Raw genomic sequence first — 16719 nt, 5'->3', positions numbered from 1 at the left:
GGCGGCATGGGCCTTGTCGATGGCAGCGTTCGGGCCAGCGCCTACCAGACGCCGGCCTGTTTCAGCGCCGCGTCGAGATCTGGCGGAATGTCGAGCGCCGCTTCGCCGGTCTTCAGGTCGCGCGGCGCATCGGTCGGCTTCAGGTAGCGCCAGCCCTGGAAGGGCCTTTTCGCCTGCGCATAGGTGCGTACAAGATTTGGATCGAACACCAGCTCGCACATGTCGCGGCCCGTCTCGTCTGCCACCGCACGAATGTCGATAATGCGCTGGCGCACCCGGATCGCCCGCTTGATCACCCAATAGATCGAGCCGCCATCGAGCATTTCCCCGGCGCGCTTGGGGCTCATGCGGGTGTGGTGGACAGGATTGTCGAGGCGCTGCATCTGACGTGTCTGCCAGTCGGCCAGGTCCTCGACCGTTTCCGCTCCTACGCACAGTTTCACCATGTGAATCGTCATGGCGAGGAGTCTAGCGTGCCGGGCCGCTCAATCCAGTCATCAATTGCGGTTTGACTGTGCGGTCGTCTTCAAACGCCTTCTGCGCTTCGGCGCTGGCGAAGAAGAAATCAACTTTCACGATATTGGCGGAATAGCGCCGTTCGATCTTCCGGAAGGCCGCACGGGCTTCAAGCTCGATGGAGAAACCCGAGACATAGCTCATGCCCCAGCGCGGTTCGGTGCGCAGGAAATAGCTTTGGTTATACTTGGTCAGCGTGCCGCCTTCAGGCCCGGAAACGGGTTTTGGCAGCATATAGTCGATCCTGAGAAAGCGCTCGCCGACAGGGTCCAGCCACGCCGTCGCCTGCAGGCGCTGCGCGGCCCAGACGTCAAACTCGCCATCATTCCTTGAGGGCGTATGCCGGAACGATATCTGCCAGGCATGGCCCTCGTCATTGACCTCCACGCTGCGCCCGAGGCTCGCACGCAGGTCATCGGGAAACAGCCGGCCATCCGGCGCGGGTTCAGCGGCCCAATTTGCCGCCACCTCTTCCAGCTCGTCGTCCTCGCCCTGCCAGTCAACGACCTGCCAGCGCTCGGCACCTGTCTTGCGGGGGTCGAACGCATAGACGCGGCGGGCATGGTCGCTGCGCAATTCCACGGTGAAGGCAGCCCGCAAGGTCTTGGGCGCCTCGGTTGCCGACAGGGCCTCGTCCATCGGACCAGACCCCGTCACCATCGTCAGCGCCATCAGCAGTGCAAGCCACATAGATCAAACCATCCCAATTCCACTTATGTCCCTATTTGCGGCAACCGTGCGGCAATCGGGTCAAAAAAGTGTCTCAAGCGGCCATCCTAGACCGCGAAGGATTTATGGGAGTTGAACAGACAGTCAGGGCTTCACATAGGCCAGCGGAAGGTCCCGCTTGTCGAGTTTGAGGTAGCGGTCCCGCAATTCGCTCTGACGCGTCACCATGGATTGCACCACGCCATCGATCATCACGACATCCGGATTGGACGTAACTTCCAGCGGATCACCATCCCATACGACGATATCCGCGCGCGATCCCGGCCCGATCACACCCAGCCCCTGCAGGCCGAATATGGCCGCTGGCGCCGTCGTCAGCGCTTCCATGGCATCCTCGTGCGGCAGGCCGTTGGCAACCGCATTGCCGGCGATCTGCATGGCGAGGCGCGCATTATGCGTACCGTCGCTGATCGCCGCGATGGCCACCGTGACACCGGCCGCCCGCAGGCGCGCTGCATTCTCGCCCGTCGCACCGAGCCGTTCGAAACTGGCCGGCAGGTTCGAATAGGAATCCACGATCACCGGAATGCCCGCCTTGGCGAGGCGCGGCGCAACACGCCAGCCCTCGTCCGCGCCGACAATGGCAATGTCGAGATCCTCGTTGGCCTCGGCAAAGTCCATGATGGCGTTGAGGTCGCTCGCCTTGTTGGCCTCGATCAGGATCAGCTGCTGGCCCCTGGCGGCCGGCACGAGGGCTCCGGCATCCACACGGTCCAGCGCCGTGCCTTCATTGCTCGCAAGGTAGCGGGCCGGATAGGATTTCGCATCGTCCAGCGAAGCGCGAAGCTGGGCCCAGGCGGCCGGGCGGGAGCCACCCGCAAGCGATGCCCCCTCTTCGCCGAGCGACACCAGAAGGAACGCCTTGCGGTCAATCTCCGTGTCCACAGAGCCGCTGGTATCAGCGACAAAGCCCTGACCTGCGAACAGGTTGGAACTGGCCTCGGGTGCCACAACCACTCGCGTGACGCCTTCAATGCGGGTCACGGCAATGGCCGTTGCATCGGGGTTGAACCCGTCCGCCGCATCCAGTGCCACGGAAAAGTCGGACTCACCGGCAGACGTGTCATCGGTCGGCTTCTCGGCATCGACTTCCACGATGCCAATCCGGGAAAAGGCCGAAATAATGCCCGGCGTGACCCATTTGCCACCGGCATCAATCACCGTGGCATCCAGCGGCACGGGCGACCCTGCCTTGTCGACAGACACAACGCGGCCCTTGTCGATGACGATAACGCCGCTGGGAACTGTGCCCTGCCGCGTACCGGTCCAGACCTTGCCGCCAACAATGGCAACGGGTTCAGCAACAACCGGAAGCGCAAGGCTCGCGACGACAGCGATCAGGCCGGCAATATGACGCGCGCTCATTTCAGGTCTCCTTCACCGGGTTGGCCAAGTTCAAAATCCGATACCGGGCGATGGGCCGCATCGCTGCGATCATACATCAGAGCGCCGTCGATATAGACTTGGTCGGCCTTGCTGTAGACACTGAAGGGATTGCCGGACCAGATCACCACATCGGCCATCTTGCCGGGCACGAGGCTGCCGGTCTTGGTATCGATGCCGAGCGATTTCGCCGGATTCAGCGACAGCCATTGCCAGGCTTCCTCTTCAGGAATGTTGATGCCGATCTTCTTGCCATCGGCCCAGGCCTTGGCCGCTTCCTGGTTCAGGCGCTGGATGCCAACCTCGCTGTCAGAGTGCACGATCGCGCAGGCACCGGCCTTGTGCACCAGCGGGATGTTTTCCTTGATGCCGTCATAGGCTTCCATCTTGAAGCCCCACCAGTCGGCCCACATGGACGAACAGGCGCCATATTCGGCCAGCTTGTCGGCAATCTTGTAGGCCTCGACCGCATGGTGGAAGGCGGTGACCTTGTAGCCAAATTCCTTCGAGATATCCATGACCTGCGCCATCTCGTCGGCGCGGTAGCAATGCATGTGAACAAGGATGTCGCCGTCGAGCACGCCCTTCAGCGTGTCGAGCTCAAGGTCGCGCGTCGGTGCCTCACCGCCCTCCTTCTCGTACTTGTCCCACTTGCGCTTGTAGTCGGTCGCCTGGATCCAGGCCGCGCGGTAACCGGCGACATTGCCCATGCGCGAATAGGGCGCGCCGCCTGGGTAGCGTCCACCGCCATAGCCGTAGACGCGCTTCGGATTCTCGCCGCAGGCCATCTTCAATGTGTAGGGTGCACCGGGAAATTTCATGCCCTGCACCGTGCGGCTGGGCACATTTTTCAGCACCACGCCCCGCCCACCGAACAGGTTGGCACTGCCCGGCAGGATTTGCAGCGAGGTGATGCCGCCGGCCAGCGCCCGCGAGAAACCGGGGTCCTGCGGCCAGACGCTGTGCTCCACCCAGACTTCCGCTGTCACCGGCGCCGAAATCTCGTTGCCGTCACTGAGCGAGCTGACGCCCGGCGAAGGGTACGCGCCCAAGTGACTGTGATTGTCGATAATGCCGGGCGTTACCCAGCGGCCGGAGGCGTCGATCTTCTTGGCATCGGCCGGCGCTTCGAGATCCTTGCCAATGGCAGAGATCTTCCCGTCCACGATGAGCAGGCTGCCCTTCTCAATGAGCGCACCTTCGCCATCAATGACAGTGGCATTCGAGATGAAAACAGGATCGTTCGGATAGGCCGCATAGGTCGACGGGAACGGGTCCTTCGGAACCGTGATCCTGTCCGTTTTGTCTGCGTCTTTTTTACCGCCGCATGCGGCCAGTGCCAGGGCCATGCAAAGCATGCCCGCCAGGGAAACTCGGTTCATTTGCTTCAGCCCCGCTTACAGCAATCAATTCCAGGCCAATTGTCCCTAGAATTGCGCATGGGGCAAGGGGCCTATGCCTTGCGAGACGCCTTACGCGGCGAAACTTTCTTCTCACGACCAAAAACCAGCTTCATAAGCCAGTTCGGGGCAAACCGTTCGACCTGGGGATGGCGCAGCAGCACCCCTTCCATCCAGCGATGGCCCCAGACCGAGTTGCGACCCAGCAGGATCACACCAAGGATGCCGAAAGGCAGGCCAATGGGGATGAGCGGCGTCATGATGCCGATCGGAATCGAGAGCGCGATCATGAATAGGCCGATCAGCGCCAGCAGCTGGCGGAACGCGGTGTTGAAACCGGAACGCAATGCAAGAACCGGCTTGGCGGCCGGCAGGGAGGATGTTTCGGTCATGTCGGTCGCTTCGTCGTCAGCCATTCGCGGATGATATGGGGATTAATTTCGGTCCAGCCAACGAAATCATCAGGATGTGTTCAAAGTCTGGCAACACCGTTACCCGATTGCTACAAACATGAAGATTATTGCTGTCAAATGCGGCAACAGGGCATGAGGACGGCATGAAACTACAGTCCATCCAGATCCTGCGCGGCATCGCGGCACTGCTGGTCGTCCTTTATCATATCCGCGCGCAGGAAGTGCTGGCCATTGGCGGCAACGGCCTTGCCGAAATGCCATTCCTCAACGGCTTCGTGAACAACGGGTTCGCCGGCGTGGACCTGTTTTTTGTCATCTCCGGTTTCATCATGGTTGTGGTCACAGAAGGCAACAAGGCGGGCGTGCGCACGGCAGCGGACTTTCTGTTCGGCCGGCTGACGCGCATCTATCCGATCTGGTGGTTCTTTGCAGGCATCATGACCATCTACCTCGTGGGCTTCCACGGAACCATCGGCGTGGGGGAAAGGTGGCAATCCTTTTTGCACTCCGAAGCCTTCGCGCCCTATCTACTCAAGTCTTTCCTGCTCTTGCCGCAGAACGATGACCCCGTCCTCGGTGTTGGCTGGACCCTTGTCCACGAGGTCTATTTCTATCTCGTTTTCACATTGATCCTACTGGCCAAGCGGAGCTGGCTTCCACTCTTCCTGCTGGCCTGGGGCCTGCTTGTTATTGGCGGCTGGTCCCTGGGATTGTCGGGGCCTCGCCCCGTGGATATTCCGGCCCTTGTCTTCTTCCCGATGACCATGGAATTTATCATGGGGGCAGCGACAGGAATGCTCGTCTGTTCGGGCCTTGCATGGCGCGCTGGCACGATCACGCTACTAGCAGTCGTGGCCTTGGGCGCATCGCTGTGCATTCAGGGAGAGATCACAACGCACACGCTGCAATGGGGACGCGTGATGCTGTACGGTTTTCCGAGTGCCGCCCTCATCTATGGCGTAGTCACGCTTGAGCGGACCCGCCGTCTGTCATGGATCGTTCCGGCAGCCGTCCTGTTGCTGGTGACGCTGCTCGTCTATCAGCTCTACGGCACCGGCGATGACACCCCTTTCCCATTGCGCCTCGGCGGCACAATCGTCGCCAGCGCGGTAGGCATACTTGCGATGCTGGCAACCTTCTGGGCCGGCTGGTATGGCGGCCAGACGTATCCGGATGCCATTCGCGCCATAATACCGTCGCTGAGCCGTATCAGGCGCGCGTTCGTGCGTCTGGGTGATGCATCCTACTCGCTCTACCTGTCGCACACGCTCTTCATCGTCGCGATGAGGATCGCGTTCGATGCACTCGGCGGGATCGAACCGCTGGCGCCGCTGTTCAGCCTCGGGAATCCCGGACCTCTGGACAATGTCATCTTTGTCGTCGTCTGCCTCGCTGTCTCGATCACCGGCTCGCTGCTAAGCTACCGCTTCATCGAGCGCCCCATGACACACGGATTCAGGCACCTTCGGTCCCGGCTCTTTGACCAGCCGGGACCGGAGGCAGGCGCGCCCTGAGGCCTACTCCGCCGCGACCGTTTCGCCTTCCGGCGCCGTCCACTTCAGCACCGGCTTGCGGGCCGCGCGTGTCTCGTCGAGACGACGCGCCGGGGCAAGATAAGGCGCGCCCTTGAGCGTCTCGTCGCCCTGCGCCGCGCGCCGGGCAATCGATTCCAGCGAGGCGCAGAACTGGTCCAGCGTGGCCTTGCTCTCGGTCTCGGTGGGCTCGATCAGCATCGCGCCATGTACCACCAGCGGGAAGTACATGGTCATCGGGTGATAGCCCTCGTCGATCAGCGCCTTGGCGATATCCAGCGTCTCGATGCCATCCGCCGTGAACGCATCCGAGAACAGCGCCTCGTGCATGCAATAGCCCTCGAAGGCCGGCGTCATGACGTGCTTCAGCTTCGCCGCGATATAGTTCGCGTTCAGCACCGCGTCCTCGGCGACCTGTTTCAGGCCGTCTGCGCCGTGGCTGAGGATATAGGCGAGCGCCCGCACGAACATGCCCATCTGGCCATGGAAGGCGACCATCCGGCCAAAGCTCTCGCTCGCTTCGCCGTCCATGTCCTCGACCAGCGAATAGACGCCGTCTTCGTTCTTCACCACGAAGGGCACAGGCGCATAGGGCGCCAGCGCTTGTGACAGCACAGTAGGGCCCGAGCCCGGCCCGCCGCCGCCATGCGGGGTGGAGAAGGTCTTGTGCAGGTTGATGTGCATCGCATCGACGCCAAGGTCGCCCGGACGCACACGGCCGACGATGGCGTTGAAGTTCGCGCCGTCGCAATAGAAATAGCCGCCCGCTGCGTGGATCAGGTCGGCGATCTCCTTGATATCCGTCTCGAACAGACCGCACGTATTCGGATTGGTCAGCATGATGCCGGCCACGTCATCGGTGCGCTCCAGCTTCGCCCGCAGCATGTCCATGTCGACGCGGCCGCGCGCATTCGCCTTGATCTCGTCAACCTCGAAGCCGCACTGTACAGCCGTCGCCGGGTTCGTGCCATGTGCCGAAGCCGGCACCAGAACGCGCTTGCGTGTCTCGCCTTCGCCGCGCGCAATCAGCGCCTGGCGGATCGCAAGCATGCCGGCCAGCTCGCCATGCGCACCCGCCTTCGGGCTCATCGCCACGAAGGGCATGTTGGTCAGCGTCTTCAGCCAGGTCGCCAACTCGTCGATCAGTTCCAGTGCGCCCTGCACGGTCGCCTGCGGCTGCATCGGATGGATGTCGCCAAAGCCCGGCAGGCGCGCCATCTTCTCATTGAGGCGCGGGTTGTGCTTCATCGTGCAGCTGCCCAGCGGGAAGAAGCCGAGGTCGATGGCATAGTTGCGCTGCGACAGGCGCATGTAGTGACGCACCATTTCCGGCTCCGACAGGCCCGGCAGGCCGGTCGGCACTTTCCGCGCGACGCCGCCAAGGCGGCCCGTGCGGTTCTTCGGCGCCGGCAGGTCAACGCCCGTCGTTTCACTGGTCCCGATCTCGAAGATCAGCCCCTCAGCCTGCAACAGCCCCCGCGAGCCCGAAACGGTCTCAATGTCGGACACGGAAGTCGATGTCGGTGCCGTCGGGCGGCCTTGCGTGTTCATGGTCATCAGACAATCTCCTTCAGCGCAGCCGCATAGGCCGCAATATCTTCCGGTGTCGTGCACTCTGTCGCTGCGCAGATGATTACGTCGCCCATATGCTCGGCCGGGAACAAGCGGCTCGCCCGCACGCCGCCGACAACGCCCGCTTCGTCCAGCATCGCCAGCACGGCTTCGGCATTCATCGGCGTGCGGAACGCAAACTCGTTGAAGAACCGCGGTGTCACGATTTCCACGCCCGGCACGGCTTCCAGCGCATCGGCCAGGTCACACGCCGCTTCATGGTTGAGCAGCGCCAGGTCGCGCAAACCCTTGTCGCCCAGCAGCGTCATGTGCGCCGTGAAGGCCAGCGCGCAGAGCCCTGAGTTCGTACAGATATTCGATGTCGCCTTGTCGCGGCGGATATGCTGCTCGCGTGTGGATAGCGTCAGCACGAAGCCTCGCTTGCCGTCGGCATCCACCGTCTCGCCGCAGAGGCGTCCCGGCATCTGGCGCACCAGTTTCTCCGTACACGCAAAGAGACCGACATAAGGCCCGCCAAATCCGAGCGGCACGCCGATCGACTGGCCCTCGCCCACGGCAATGTCCGCGCCCATTTCGCCCGGAGGCGTCACAAGGCCCAGCGCGACGGCTTCGGTAAACACCGAAACGAACAGCGCCTTCTTCTCGTGGGCGGCATCCGCCACCGCAGACAGGTCCGTCACCGTGCCGAATATGTTCGGGCTCTGCCCGATCACGCAGGCTGTCTGGTCGTCCACGGCCTCGGCCAGCGCCATTTCGCCATCGACGGCCACCGGCAGGTGTACAACTTCCAGCCCCTGCGCCTCGCACAGCAACCTCGTTGCCGCCGCATAATGCGGATGCAGACCGCCCGACAGGATCACCTTCTTCCGGCGCGTCACGCGGCAGGCCATCACGGCCGCCTCGGCGCACGCGGTCGAGCCGTCATACATGGAGGCGTTCGCCACATCCATTGCCGTCAGCGCCGCAACCTGCGTCTGGAATTCAAACAGGGTCTGCAGTGTGCCCTGCGCGATTTCCGGCTGGTATGGCGTATAGGTCGTCAGGAATTCAGAGCGCTGGATCACCATGTCGACCGACGCCGGGATATGGTGCTTGTACGCACCTGCCCCGACAAAGAACGGTCCCGACGAGGCCGAGCGGTTCTTCGCCGCGAGTTTCGAGAGATGGCGCTCAACGGCCAGCTCCCCCTGATGGTCCGGCAGGCCAGCCACCTGGCCGCCGAGGCGGGCCGATTCCGGCACGTCGCCATAGAAGTCATCTGCGCTTTTGGCACCGATCACTTTCAGCATGGCCTTGCGGTCGTCATCCGTGAGGGGAAGGTATCGCATATGTCTCGTCTCTCTCGTGGCACCACATCCTGATCGAAGTCGATGGACAAGGTGTTGGCTTGATGTCTTTTCCGCCCGCGCTCTGATCCTTCGACTTCGCTTGGGATGAGCGCTGCTGGGCAGCGGGTCGCTTAAAGGCCCTTGCAGAATTCCATGTACGCATCCTTGTCCATCAGGCCGGACAATTCTTCGCCATGCGACAGGCGGATCACGCAGAACCAGCCTTCGGTCTCGGGGTGCTCGTTCACCGTCTCCGGCTTGTCGGCCAGCACCGCATTGGCATCGACCACTTCGCCGCTGACCGGTGCGTACACGTCCGAAGCCGCCTTGACGCTCTCGACGACGGCCATGTCGTCGCCCTTCTTCACAACCTTGCCGACTTCCGGTGTCTCGACGAAGACGACGTCGCCCAGCTGGTCGGCCGCAAATTTGGTGATGCCCACGGTGCCGAGTTCGCCATGCACGGTCACCCATTCATGTTCCTCGGTATAGAACGTCACCTGTTCGGTCAGTTTCGTGCTCATAATCTCTGCCCTATCGCTTGTAGTTGTGGGGAACAAACGGCAAGGCGACCACTTCGCCCGGCCGTGCCTTGCCTCTGACCATCAGGTCGATTTTCGTGCCCGGCGCCGCATGGGCCGCCGAAACATATCCCATGGCGACCGGATGATCGACCGTCGGGCCAAAGCCGCCGGACGTGACCACGCCCACAACCTTGCCATCAATTTCGATCGCCGTGCCTTCACGTGCCGGTGCACGCTCCAGCGGGCGGATGCCCACGCGCTTCTCGGCCACGCCGTCCTGAATGCTTGCAAGGATGCGCGCCGCGCCGGGGAAATCGCCCCCCTCGCGGCGTCTGCGCTGGATCACCCAGCCAAGGTCTGCCTCAATCGGGTCACGCGACGGGTCCATGTCATGCCCATAGAGGCAGAGGCCCGCCTCAAGCCGCAGCGAGTCCCGCGCGCCAAGGCCGATCATCTCGACCCGCTCATCCGTCAGCATCTCGTCGATCAGCGGCAGGCCCGCGGCCGGGCTCACCAATACTTCGAACCCGTCTTCGCCCGTATAGCCGCAGCGCGACACGATGCAGCGCGTCCCGTTCAGCTCGAACGGCATGTGGTGCATGAATTTCAGCTCTTCACAGCCGGGGAAGAAATCGCTCATCACGTCCACGGCTTCCGGCCCCTGCAGCGCAAACAGGATGCGGTCATCGGCGCGCGTCAGCACGGCCTTGCCTGCAAGCGCCTTCTCGAAGATCGCCCAGTCCTGCTCCTTCACCGCGCCATTGACGACGATGTAGAGGCTGCCCTGCGCCTCGTCGCCCAGCGGCCGCGTGATGATCAGGTCGTCCAGGATGCCGCCTTCATCGTTCAGCAGAACCGTCAGGCGCGCCTGGCCCTGCTTCAGGCCCGCAATGTCGCTCGGCACCAGCGTCTCGACAAGCGCGGCGATTTTCGCATGCGCCGCGTCGCCGCCGCCAATGCCCTCTTCCAGCGACAGGAAGCACGGGCCCATATGGGATACATCAAACAGGCCTGCATGCGTGCGCGTCCATTTATGCTCGTCCATCACGCCCATCGGGTATTGAACAGGCATTTCATAGCCCGCGAACGGCACGAGCTTGGCGCCCAGCTTCTCATGCAGGTCGTAAAGCGGGGTGCGCTTCAGGTTGTCGTGTGTGTCATCAGCCATGGCGCCATCAATCCAAAGGGTGACGGATCGGCCCATGGCCGAAATACCGTCGCCCCCGCTGTCCTGGGCGCCTGAGAGATTCCGCCCGGACTGACGGGCTTGCTCCTTCGGCGAGGCCTCGAAGGCCTCTTTCCAGCGTGTTGACCCTGTCCGGTCCTTTTGCCTGAGCGTTTCCGGGGCGGTTGCGCCTTCGGCGGCAGCCTCAAGGGACTGCTCTCTCCCGGGACAGGGTTTGAATTGATTCCGGAACTAGACCGAATTCAGGCTCCCGGCAAGCAGGCTACATCCGCTCCGGCACATCAATCCCCAAAATCTGGAGGCCTGCCTCCAATTGGTGCAGCACTGCGCTCGCCAGCCCCAGCCGGCTTGCCCGCAGAGCAGCGTCGCTCTCGTTCGCAATCGGCAGCGCGCCATAGAACGCGCTGAAAGCCTGGCTCAGGCCATAGACATGCTCGCACAATATATGCGGCATACGCTTCTCCCGCGCGCCCAGGAGCGCTGCGCCGAAGCCATCCAGCGCCAGCACGAGCGCCCGCTCGGCATCATGCCCCACCGCAATCTCGCCCGGCGCATTGCCATCGGCCTCAGCCCGGCGCAGCAGCGACTTGATCCGCACGGCAGCATACATCAGGTAGGGCCCGGTCTTGCCTTCAAAGCTCGTGAACCGGTCAAGGTCGAACACGTAATTTGTCGTCCGCGTGTTCTGCAGGTCGGCAAAGCGCAGGGCGGCAACCGCGACGAGCCGCGCGACATTCGCCCGCTCTTCGCTGCCCATATCCTCTGGCAGGTTCGCGGCGCCGAGTTTGCGATCGGCCTCCTCGAACGCCATCGCGTTAAGGTCAGCGAGGCGCAGCACGCCGCCTTCGCGTGTCTTGAACGGTTTGCCGTCTGGCCCGTTCACCGTGCCAAAACCGATATGTTCCAGATGGCCTTCGTCGATCAGGCCGACCAGTTCTGCCGCTCGGAATACCTGCTCGAAATGGAGCGCCTGGCGCTGGTCCACCACGTAAAGCATGCGCTCCGGCGCCGGATGCATCGTGGTCATCCGGTCCTCGATCGTCGCCAGATCGGTCGTGTGATAGCCCGTGCCGCCGCGTGAGTTCAGCAGCATGACCGGCGGCATCTCTTTCTTGTCACTCTCCTTGGCGACATGAACGATCAACGCGCCATCGCTTTCCTCGGCGAGGCCAGCCGTGCGGAATTGCTCGATCAGGCCGGGAATCAGGTGGTCGACATCGCTCTCGCCCTTCCAGAGGTCGAACGAGACATTCAGGAACGCATAGTCCACTTTCAGCGCCTCCACCGACACGTCGATGAAATGCTTCAGCAGCGCGCGATAGCCGGGCCGCCCGGCCTGCAGTTCCGCCACGGCAGTCTGCGAGCGCTGGTTGCGCGCCGGGTCTTCCTTGGCCTTGTTGCTGGCGGCCGGATAGAGCCGTCCGAGATCCTCGATCGTGACCGGCGACTCTTCAGGATAGGGCCCGGAATAATTGGCATCGAAATAGATCAGGTCCGGCTGCTCGTCATACAGCTCGGTGACGAGATGGCCCATCTGCAGGCCCCAGTCGCCAAGGTGCGTATCCGACGTCACCCGGTCACCAAGGAAGCGCAACAGCCGCTGCAGCGTATCGCCGATTACGGCCGAGCGCAGATGGCCGACATGCATCGGCTTGGCCACGTTCGGCCCGCCAAAGTCGATCACCGTCACCTGCGGGTCCGGCGCAGGCTCGGCGCCCGCCAGCGTGTCAGCCAGCACGTCCGTCGCCCGCCCTGAAAGCGCCATGTCCGACACGCGAATATTGATAAAGCCCGGCCCGGCCACTTCCGCTGAAAGCACCAGCGGATAGGCCTTCAGGGCCTCCGCCACGGCGCCAGCAATCTCGCGCGGGTTCTTGCCGGCCGCCTTGGCCGCGCCCATCGCGCCATTGCACTGGAAGTCAGCGAGCTCCGGCTTGTCCGAGCGGCGGACAGCGCCCCAGCGTTCCTCCAGCCCCATGGCGGAGAAAGCGGCGCCCGCGGCCGCCGTCAGGTCTCTCGTCAGGCTGGCCATGGTCTATTCGTCGGCGTTGAGGAGGAAGCGCTTGCCGGCGCGGTTGAACTCAAGCTGGTCGGCCGTCAGGTCAAACCCGACGACGATTTCGAAGTTGGTTCCGGCAATGGATTCATCCAGCCGCGGAATTTTGATCTTGCTGAAGGATTCCGTCTTGCCGGCCAGTTTCTTGCCGTTGAAGTCGCCTTCGACATTGAAATATTCCTTGGCCAGCACCTTGCCGTTCCGGCGCGTGACGGCGACGAAATACGGATAGGTATGGCTGTCCTTGTCGGCGGCCGGGCCCTTGCCGAAGGCAAAGTCGATTTCCAGCTGGGCATCCAGCGGGTCCTTGCCGGCATAGCGGCAGAAGCTGCGCACATCGGTGATTTCGGCGGTATAAGCGATCTTGTTATAGGTCTCGTCCGATGGATCGGCGAACTGGACATAGCGCGATACGTCATAGAGGGAGCCCACCGGGGGGCAGGGTCCGGCATTCTGGCGCGTATCAAACGCTTCGGCCACCTTGGACTGGCAACCGACAAGCAGGACAACGGCGATGAGAGGTAAAAGTTTGCGCATGCGTCGGCGTGTCCTTACTTGGCCTGTAGAAAGGGCCTGTCCATCTGTAGCTGGAGATGTGTTAAAGGGCTCAGCGCCTTGGCGCAATGTTGCAGAGGCAGGAGATCATTAAATGAGCGACAGACCCGCCCTGACCATCCGCCTGGCCGCCCCGCGCGGCTTCTGCGCCGGCGTGGACCGTGCGATCCAGATTGTCGAGGAAGCGCTGAAGAAATGGGGCGCGCCCGTCTATGTGCGTCACGAGATCGTCCACAATGCCCATGTCGTCTCCCGGCTGGAGGCCATGGGCGCTGTATTCGTTGAAGAACTCGACGAATGCCCGACCGACCGGCCCGTCATCTTTTCCGCCCATGGCGTGCCAAAATCCGTGCCTGCCGAGGCCGCCTCGCGCCAGATGATCTATGTCGACGCCACCTGCCCGCTCGTCTCCAAGGTCCATGTCGAGGCCGAACGCCACAGCACCGAGGGCCGCGAAATCGTCCTGATCGGCCATGCCGGCCATCCGGAAGTGATCGGCACGATGGGCCAGCTGCCAAACGGCGCCATCACGCTGATCGAGACGGTCGACGATGCGGAACGATTCGTACCGAAAGACCCGAACAACCTCGCTTTCGTCACCCAGACTACTCTCTCCGTCGATGATACGGCCGATATCGTCGCCGTGCTGCAAAGCCGCTTCCCGGCGATGTCCGCGCCTCACAAGGAAGACATCTGCTACGCCACGACCAACCGTCAGGACGCCGTGAAGGTCCTCGCGCCCGGCGCAGACCTCGTGCTCGTGATCGGCGCACGCACCAGTTCCAATTCCGTCCGCCTCGTTGAGGTCGCCCTGCGCGCCGGGGCCGCCCGCGCCGAACTCATCGCCAGCGCCGAGAACATTGACTGGTCCTGGTTCGACGGCGTCTCCACACTCGGCCTCACCGCCGGCGCCAGCGCCCCGGAAGACCTGGTCCAGGGCGTCATCGACGCCTGCAGGGCCCGTTTCGACGTCACCATGGACAGCGTCGAAACCGCCAAGGAAACCGTCACGTTCAAGCTGCCCCGCGTGCTCGTGGACTAGACTCAGCCGTCCATCCGGGCGATGCACCTCGAAACCGAGACATAAACTATCCGGTCCGCGCTAATGAATGCGTATGATTTCTGGTGTAAAGCTGCCAGACCCCACCGGACGAAGAGACGCTAGACCCATGGCCTTTGACAAAACCAACGCTGTCGAAAACCTCGACACATGGCGCCGGCAGGCCCGCGTCTTCTTCAAGCGCCTCGGCCGCAAGATCGACCATGAAGCCGTCGTCGACCATGCCTGCGAGGAAGGCCAGATTTCCGGCCGATACGCGTTCATGGCGGTCATGTCCTGCGCCATTGCGACCCTCGGCCTGCTCCTCTCCTCCCCAGCCGTCATCATCGGCGCCATGTTGGTCTCGCCCCTGATGGGCCCGATCATGCTGATGGGTTTCTCACTCAGCATCCTCGACCTTGCCGCCCTGCGTCGCGCCATTTTCACCATGGCCCTCGGCGTCGCCGCCGCCATCACGATCTCATTCCTCATCGTCCGCCTGTCACCGCTGACCGAGATCACGCCCGAGATCATCGCCCGCACACGGCCGAACTTCTTCGACCTGCTCGTCGCCATCTTCTCCGGCCTTGCCGGCGGCTATGCCGTCATCCAGCGCAAGGGTGAAACCATTGTCGGCGTCGCCATCGCCACCGCCCTGATGCCGCCGCTCGCGGTCACCGGCTATGGCCTCGCCGTCGGTTCCATGGCCGTTGCCGGGGGCTCCTTCTTCCTCTTCATGACCAACCTGCTGGCCATCGCCCTCTCGGTCACGGTCCTCTCGCGTCTCTACGGCTTCGGCGCCGAGCACGGCTCGCGCAGCACCATGTTCCAGAGCGCCATGGTGCTCGCCGTCTTCGCAGGCCTCTCTGTCCCCCTCGGCATCGCCCTGCGCGACATTGCCTATGAGGCCACCGCCATCAACACGGTGAAGGACGCCCTGCTCGACCCGTTCGACGACAACGAGGCCCGCGTCTCCGACGTCTCGGTCCAGTTTCCGAAGCGCGAAGACATCCGCATCGACGCCACGATTCTGACGCGCACCCGCGTGCCGGATGCCGCCAGCCAGCTCACTGCCGAACTGACCAAACGCCTCGGTCGCCCGGTCGACATCAATCTCGGCCAGGTTCTCATCAACGAGGACAAGACGCTCGAAGCCGAAGCCTTCCTGCGCATGGCCGACACATCCATCGCCGCCCCGCTGCGCGCCGAAATCTCGCGCCTGCAGACCTTCGGCGAACTGCGCCAGACCGAGACCGAGCTGCGCGCCGCCATCCCGTTCGAACTCTCCGCTGCCGATATCAATGCCGATGCCAAAACCGCCACGCTCATGGCGGCGCCGCATGACGGCCTGTCGATCTCGGCCTATCGCACGATGGAAACCGGCCTGCAGACCAATTTCCCCGAATGGAAAATACGTCTCGTGCCGCCGGTAAGTGAGCTGCCCCTCATCAATTTCGACAATGGCGAAGCAGTGTTGTCGCCGGCTGGGGAATCCGTGCTCGGCGACAGTATCTGGGCGCTCCGGCACTGGTCTGTCACCAATGTTGAAACGGTCGGCTACGCTTCCACGGCGGGCGAGCTGCGCCGCTTCGACAACCAGACACTCGCCTATCGCCGGGCCTCTGTCGTCGCAGACCGCCTGACCGAGGCCGGCATCACCGCCACGCCCATCGGCGAATATCGCGCCTATCGCCAGGCCGCCGACGAGAAACAGCTCGGCTACCAGCGCTTCCAGACCGTCCTGATCCGTCCGGGCTCTTAGGCGCCAGCAAAGGCCGCAAACCCCGCCACGAAATCGCTCAGCCGTTTGCGGGTTTCGTCATCCGTCAGGTTGCCCTCGCCGTCGAACAGGCTAGATGCCCGCGACACCATCAGCCGCCCTTGGAACCAGGGCCGCATGCCCAGCGTGCGGATCACCGGCAGCCAGTGGTTCTGCGACAGGATCGTCCCGAACCCGCCCAGCGATGCGCCGATAATGGCCACCGGCTTGCCACCGAATATTTCGCCGATCTCCGAGGCTGGCCGCGAAGCCCAGTCCACCGCATTCTTGAACACGCCCGGAATGCCATTGTTGTATTCCGGCGTGACCAGCAAAACGCCGTCAGCCGCACGGATCGCATCCTTCAACGCGGTCACCGCGGCCGGAATGCCCTCGGCCGCCTCCACGTCCCCATTATAAAGCGGAATGCCATGCAGCGTCATGCCGGCAACGGTCACGCCCTCCAGCGCCAGCGCCAGCGCCTCAGCAGCACGCACCAGCCCTGAATTATAAGACGCCTTCCGCAGGCTGCCCGAAATGGCAAGAATATGGGTCATGTCAGACGCTCCATGTAATTGATCGGCCTATCTAGCCAGAAATCCCCGGTTTCGCACGGTCCTAAAAATCTCACCTCCGGCGCCCGTCAGCCCGTGGGAGGTGAAGGCACTTATCCAACCCCAATCGACCCCGGCGTATAATGGCGTCGATGCCGGATTTCAGCCTCTTC

General features: G+C 62.9%; 15 protein-coding genes and 2 riboswitches. Of the genes, 3 read left to right on the top strand and 12 right to left on the bottom strand.

Features of this window, described 5'->3' with window-relative positions; all coding sequences use genetic code 11:
- Positions 1-41 precede the first annotated feature (41 nt).
- From HY30_RS07435 to HY30_RS07415, 5 genes are all read right to left on the bottom strand, one after another.
- Positions 42-458: a DUF1489 family protein gene (locus tag HY30_RS07435; RefSeq protein ID WP_034738632.1), complete on the bottom strand. Its 417-nt coding sequence runs from the start codon at positions 456-458 to the stop codon at positions 42-44.
- Between the two features lie 10 nt (positions 459-468).
- On the bottom strand, positions 469-1206 hold the full coding sequence (locus tag HY30_RS07430) for a hypothetical protein (RefSeq protein ID WP_034738630.1): 738 nt from the start codon (positions 1204-1206) through the stop codon (positions 469-471).
- 123 nt (positions 1207-1329) lie between these two features.
- The gene (locus HY30_RS07425; RefSeq protein WP_034738629.1) at positions 1330-2610 is read right to left on the bottom strand and encodes an amidohydrolase family protein; all 1281 of its coding nucleotides are present in this window, start codon (positions 2608-2610) and stop codon (positions 1330-1332) included.
- Positions 2607-4010, bottom strand: coding sequence for an amidohydrolase (locus HY30_RS07420; RefSeq protein WP_034738627.1), 1404 nt, complete (start codon positions 4008-4010; stop codon positions 2607-2609). Before HY30_RS07420 ends, HY30_RS07425 begins: the two co-directional genes overlap by 4 nt.
- 71 nt (positions 4011-4081) lie before the next feature.
- Positions 4082-4444 (bottom strand): hypothetical protein, encoded by a 363-nt coding sequence (locus HY30_RS07415; protein ID WP_034738625.1) that lies wholly within the window; start codon positions 4442-4444, stop codon positions 4082-4084.
- Between the two features lie 140 nt (positions 4445-4584).
- Between HY30_RS07415 and HY30_RS07410 the strand changes: the two genes are divergently transcribed.
- Positions 4585-5955: an acyltransferase family protein gene (locus HY30_RS07410; RefSeq protein WP_034738622.1), complete on the top strand. Its 1371-nt coding sequence runs from the start codon at positions 4585-4587 to the stop codon at positions 5953-5955.
- A 3-nt stretch (positions 5956-5958) separates the two neighbouring features.
- Here the strand turns inward: HY30_RS07410 and gcvPB are convergent, their stop codons facing one another.
- The 6 genes from gcvPB to HY30_RS07380 all read right to left on the bottom strand — a co-directional run bounded on the left by gcvPB (position 5959) and on the right by HY30_RS07380 (position 13176).
- Positions 5959-7530, bottom strand: a complete 1572-nt coding sequence (gene gcvPB, locus HY30_RS07405; protein ID WP_034738620.1) for an aminomethyl-transferring glycine dehydrogenase subunit GcvPB — start codon at positions 7528-7530, stop codon at positions 5959-5961.
- Complete coding sequence (gene gcvPA / locus HY30_RS07400) at positions 7530-8873, bottom strand: aminomethyl-transferring glycine dehydrogenase subunit GcvPA (RefSeq protein ID WP_034738618.1); 1344 nt, start codon at positions 8871-8873, stop codon at positions 7530-7532. Before gcvPA ends, gcvPB begins: the two co-directional genes overlap by 1 nt.
- Positions 8874-9004: 131 nt before the next feature.
- Entirely contained in the window at positions 9005-9397 is a 393-nt protein-coding gene (gene gcvH / locus HY30_RS07395; protein WP_034738616.1) for a glycine cleavage system protein GcvH, read from the bottom strand.
- A 10-nt stretch (positions 9398-9407) separates the two neighbouring features.
- Entirely contained in the window at positions 9408-10565 is a 1158-nt protein-coding gene (gcvT, locus tag HY30_RS07390) for a glycine cleavage system aminomethyltransferase GcvT (protein WP_034739073.1), read from the bottom strand.
- A gap of 54 nt (positions 10566-10619) precedes the next feature.
- Positions 10620-10705, bottom strand: a riboswitch (glycine riboswitch).
- Position 10706: 1 nt separating this feature from the next.
- Positions 10707-10799, bottom strand: a riboswitch (glycine riboswitch).
- A 46-nt stretch (positions 10800-10845) separates the two neighbouring features.
- Positions 10846-12615 (bottom strand): arginine--tRNA ligase, encoded by a 1770-nt coding sequence (gene argS, locus HY30_RS07385; RefSeq protein ID WP_034738613.1) that lies wholly within the window; start codon positions 12613-12615, stop codon positions 10846-10848.
- A 3-nt stretch (positions 12616-12618) separates the two neighbouring features.
- Complete coding sequence (locus HY30_RS07380; RefSeq protein WP_034738610.1) at positions 12619-13176, bottom strand: hypothetical protein; 558 nt, start codon at positions 13174-13176, stop codon at positions 12619-12621.
- A 112-nt stretch (positions 13177-13288) separates the two neighbouring features.
- On the opposite strand from HY30_RS07380, the gene ispH reads away from it, so the two are divergent.
- Positions 13289-14236 carry a 4-hydroxy-3-methylbut-2-enyl diphosphate reductase gene (gene ispH, locus HY30_RS07375; RefSeq protein ID WP_034738574.1) on the top strand — a complete coding sequence of 316 codons (948 nt, stop codon included), beginning with the start codon at positions 13289-13291 and terminating at the stop codon, positions 14234-14236.
- Between the two features lie 127 nt (positions 14237-14363).
- Positions 14364-15995, top strand: coding sequence for a DUF389 domain-containing protein (locus HY30_RS07370; RefSeq protein WP_051615063.1), 1632 nt, complete (start codon positions 14364-14366; stop codon positions 15993-15995).
- Here the strand turns inward: HY30_RS07370 and HY30_RS07365 are convergent.
- The gene (locus HY30_RS07365; RefSeq protein WP_034738571.1) at positions 15992-16549 is read right to left on the bottom strand and encodes an NADPH-dependent FMN reductase; all 558 of its coding nucleotides are present in this window, start codon (positions 16547-16549) and stop codon (positions 15992-15994) included. The genes HY30_RS07370 and HY30_RS07365 overlap by 4 nt on opposite strands.
- Positions 16550-16719 lie beyond the last annotated feature (170 nt).

Source organism: Hyphomonas chukchiensis, from assembly GCF_000682695.1.
Classification (GTDB): domain Bacteria; phylum Pseudomonadota; class Alphaproteobacteria; order Caulobacterales; family Hyphomonadaceae; genus Hyphomonas; species Hyphomonas chukchiensis.
Note: the sequence above shows the minus strand (reverse complement) of the source record. Positions and strands in the feature narration are given on the sequence as shown.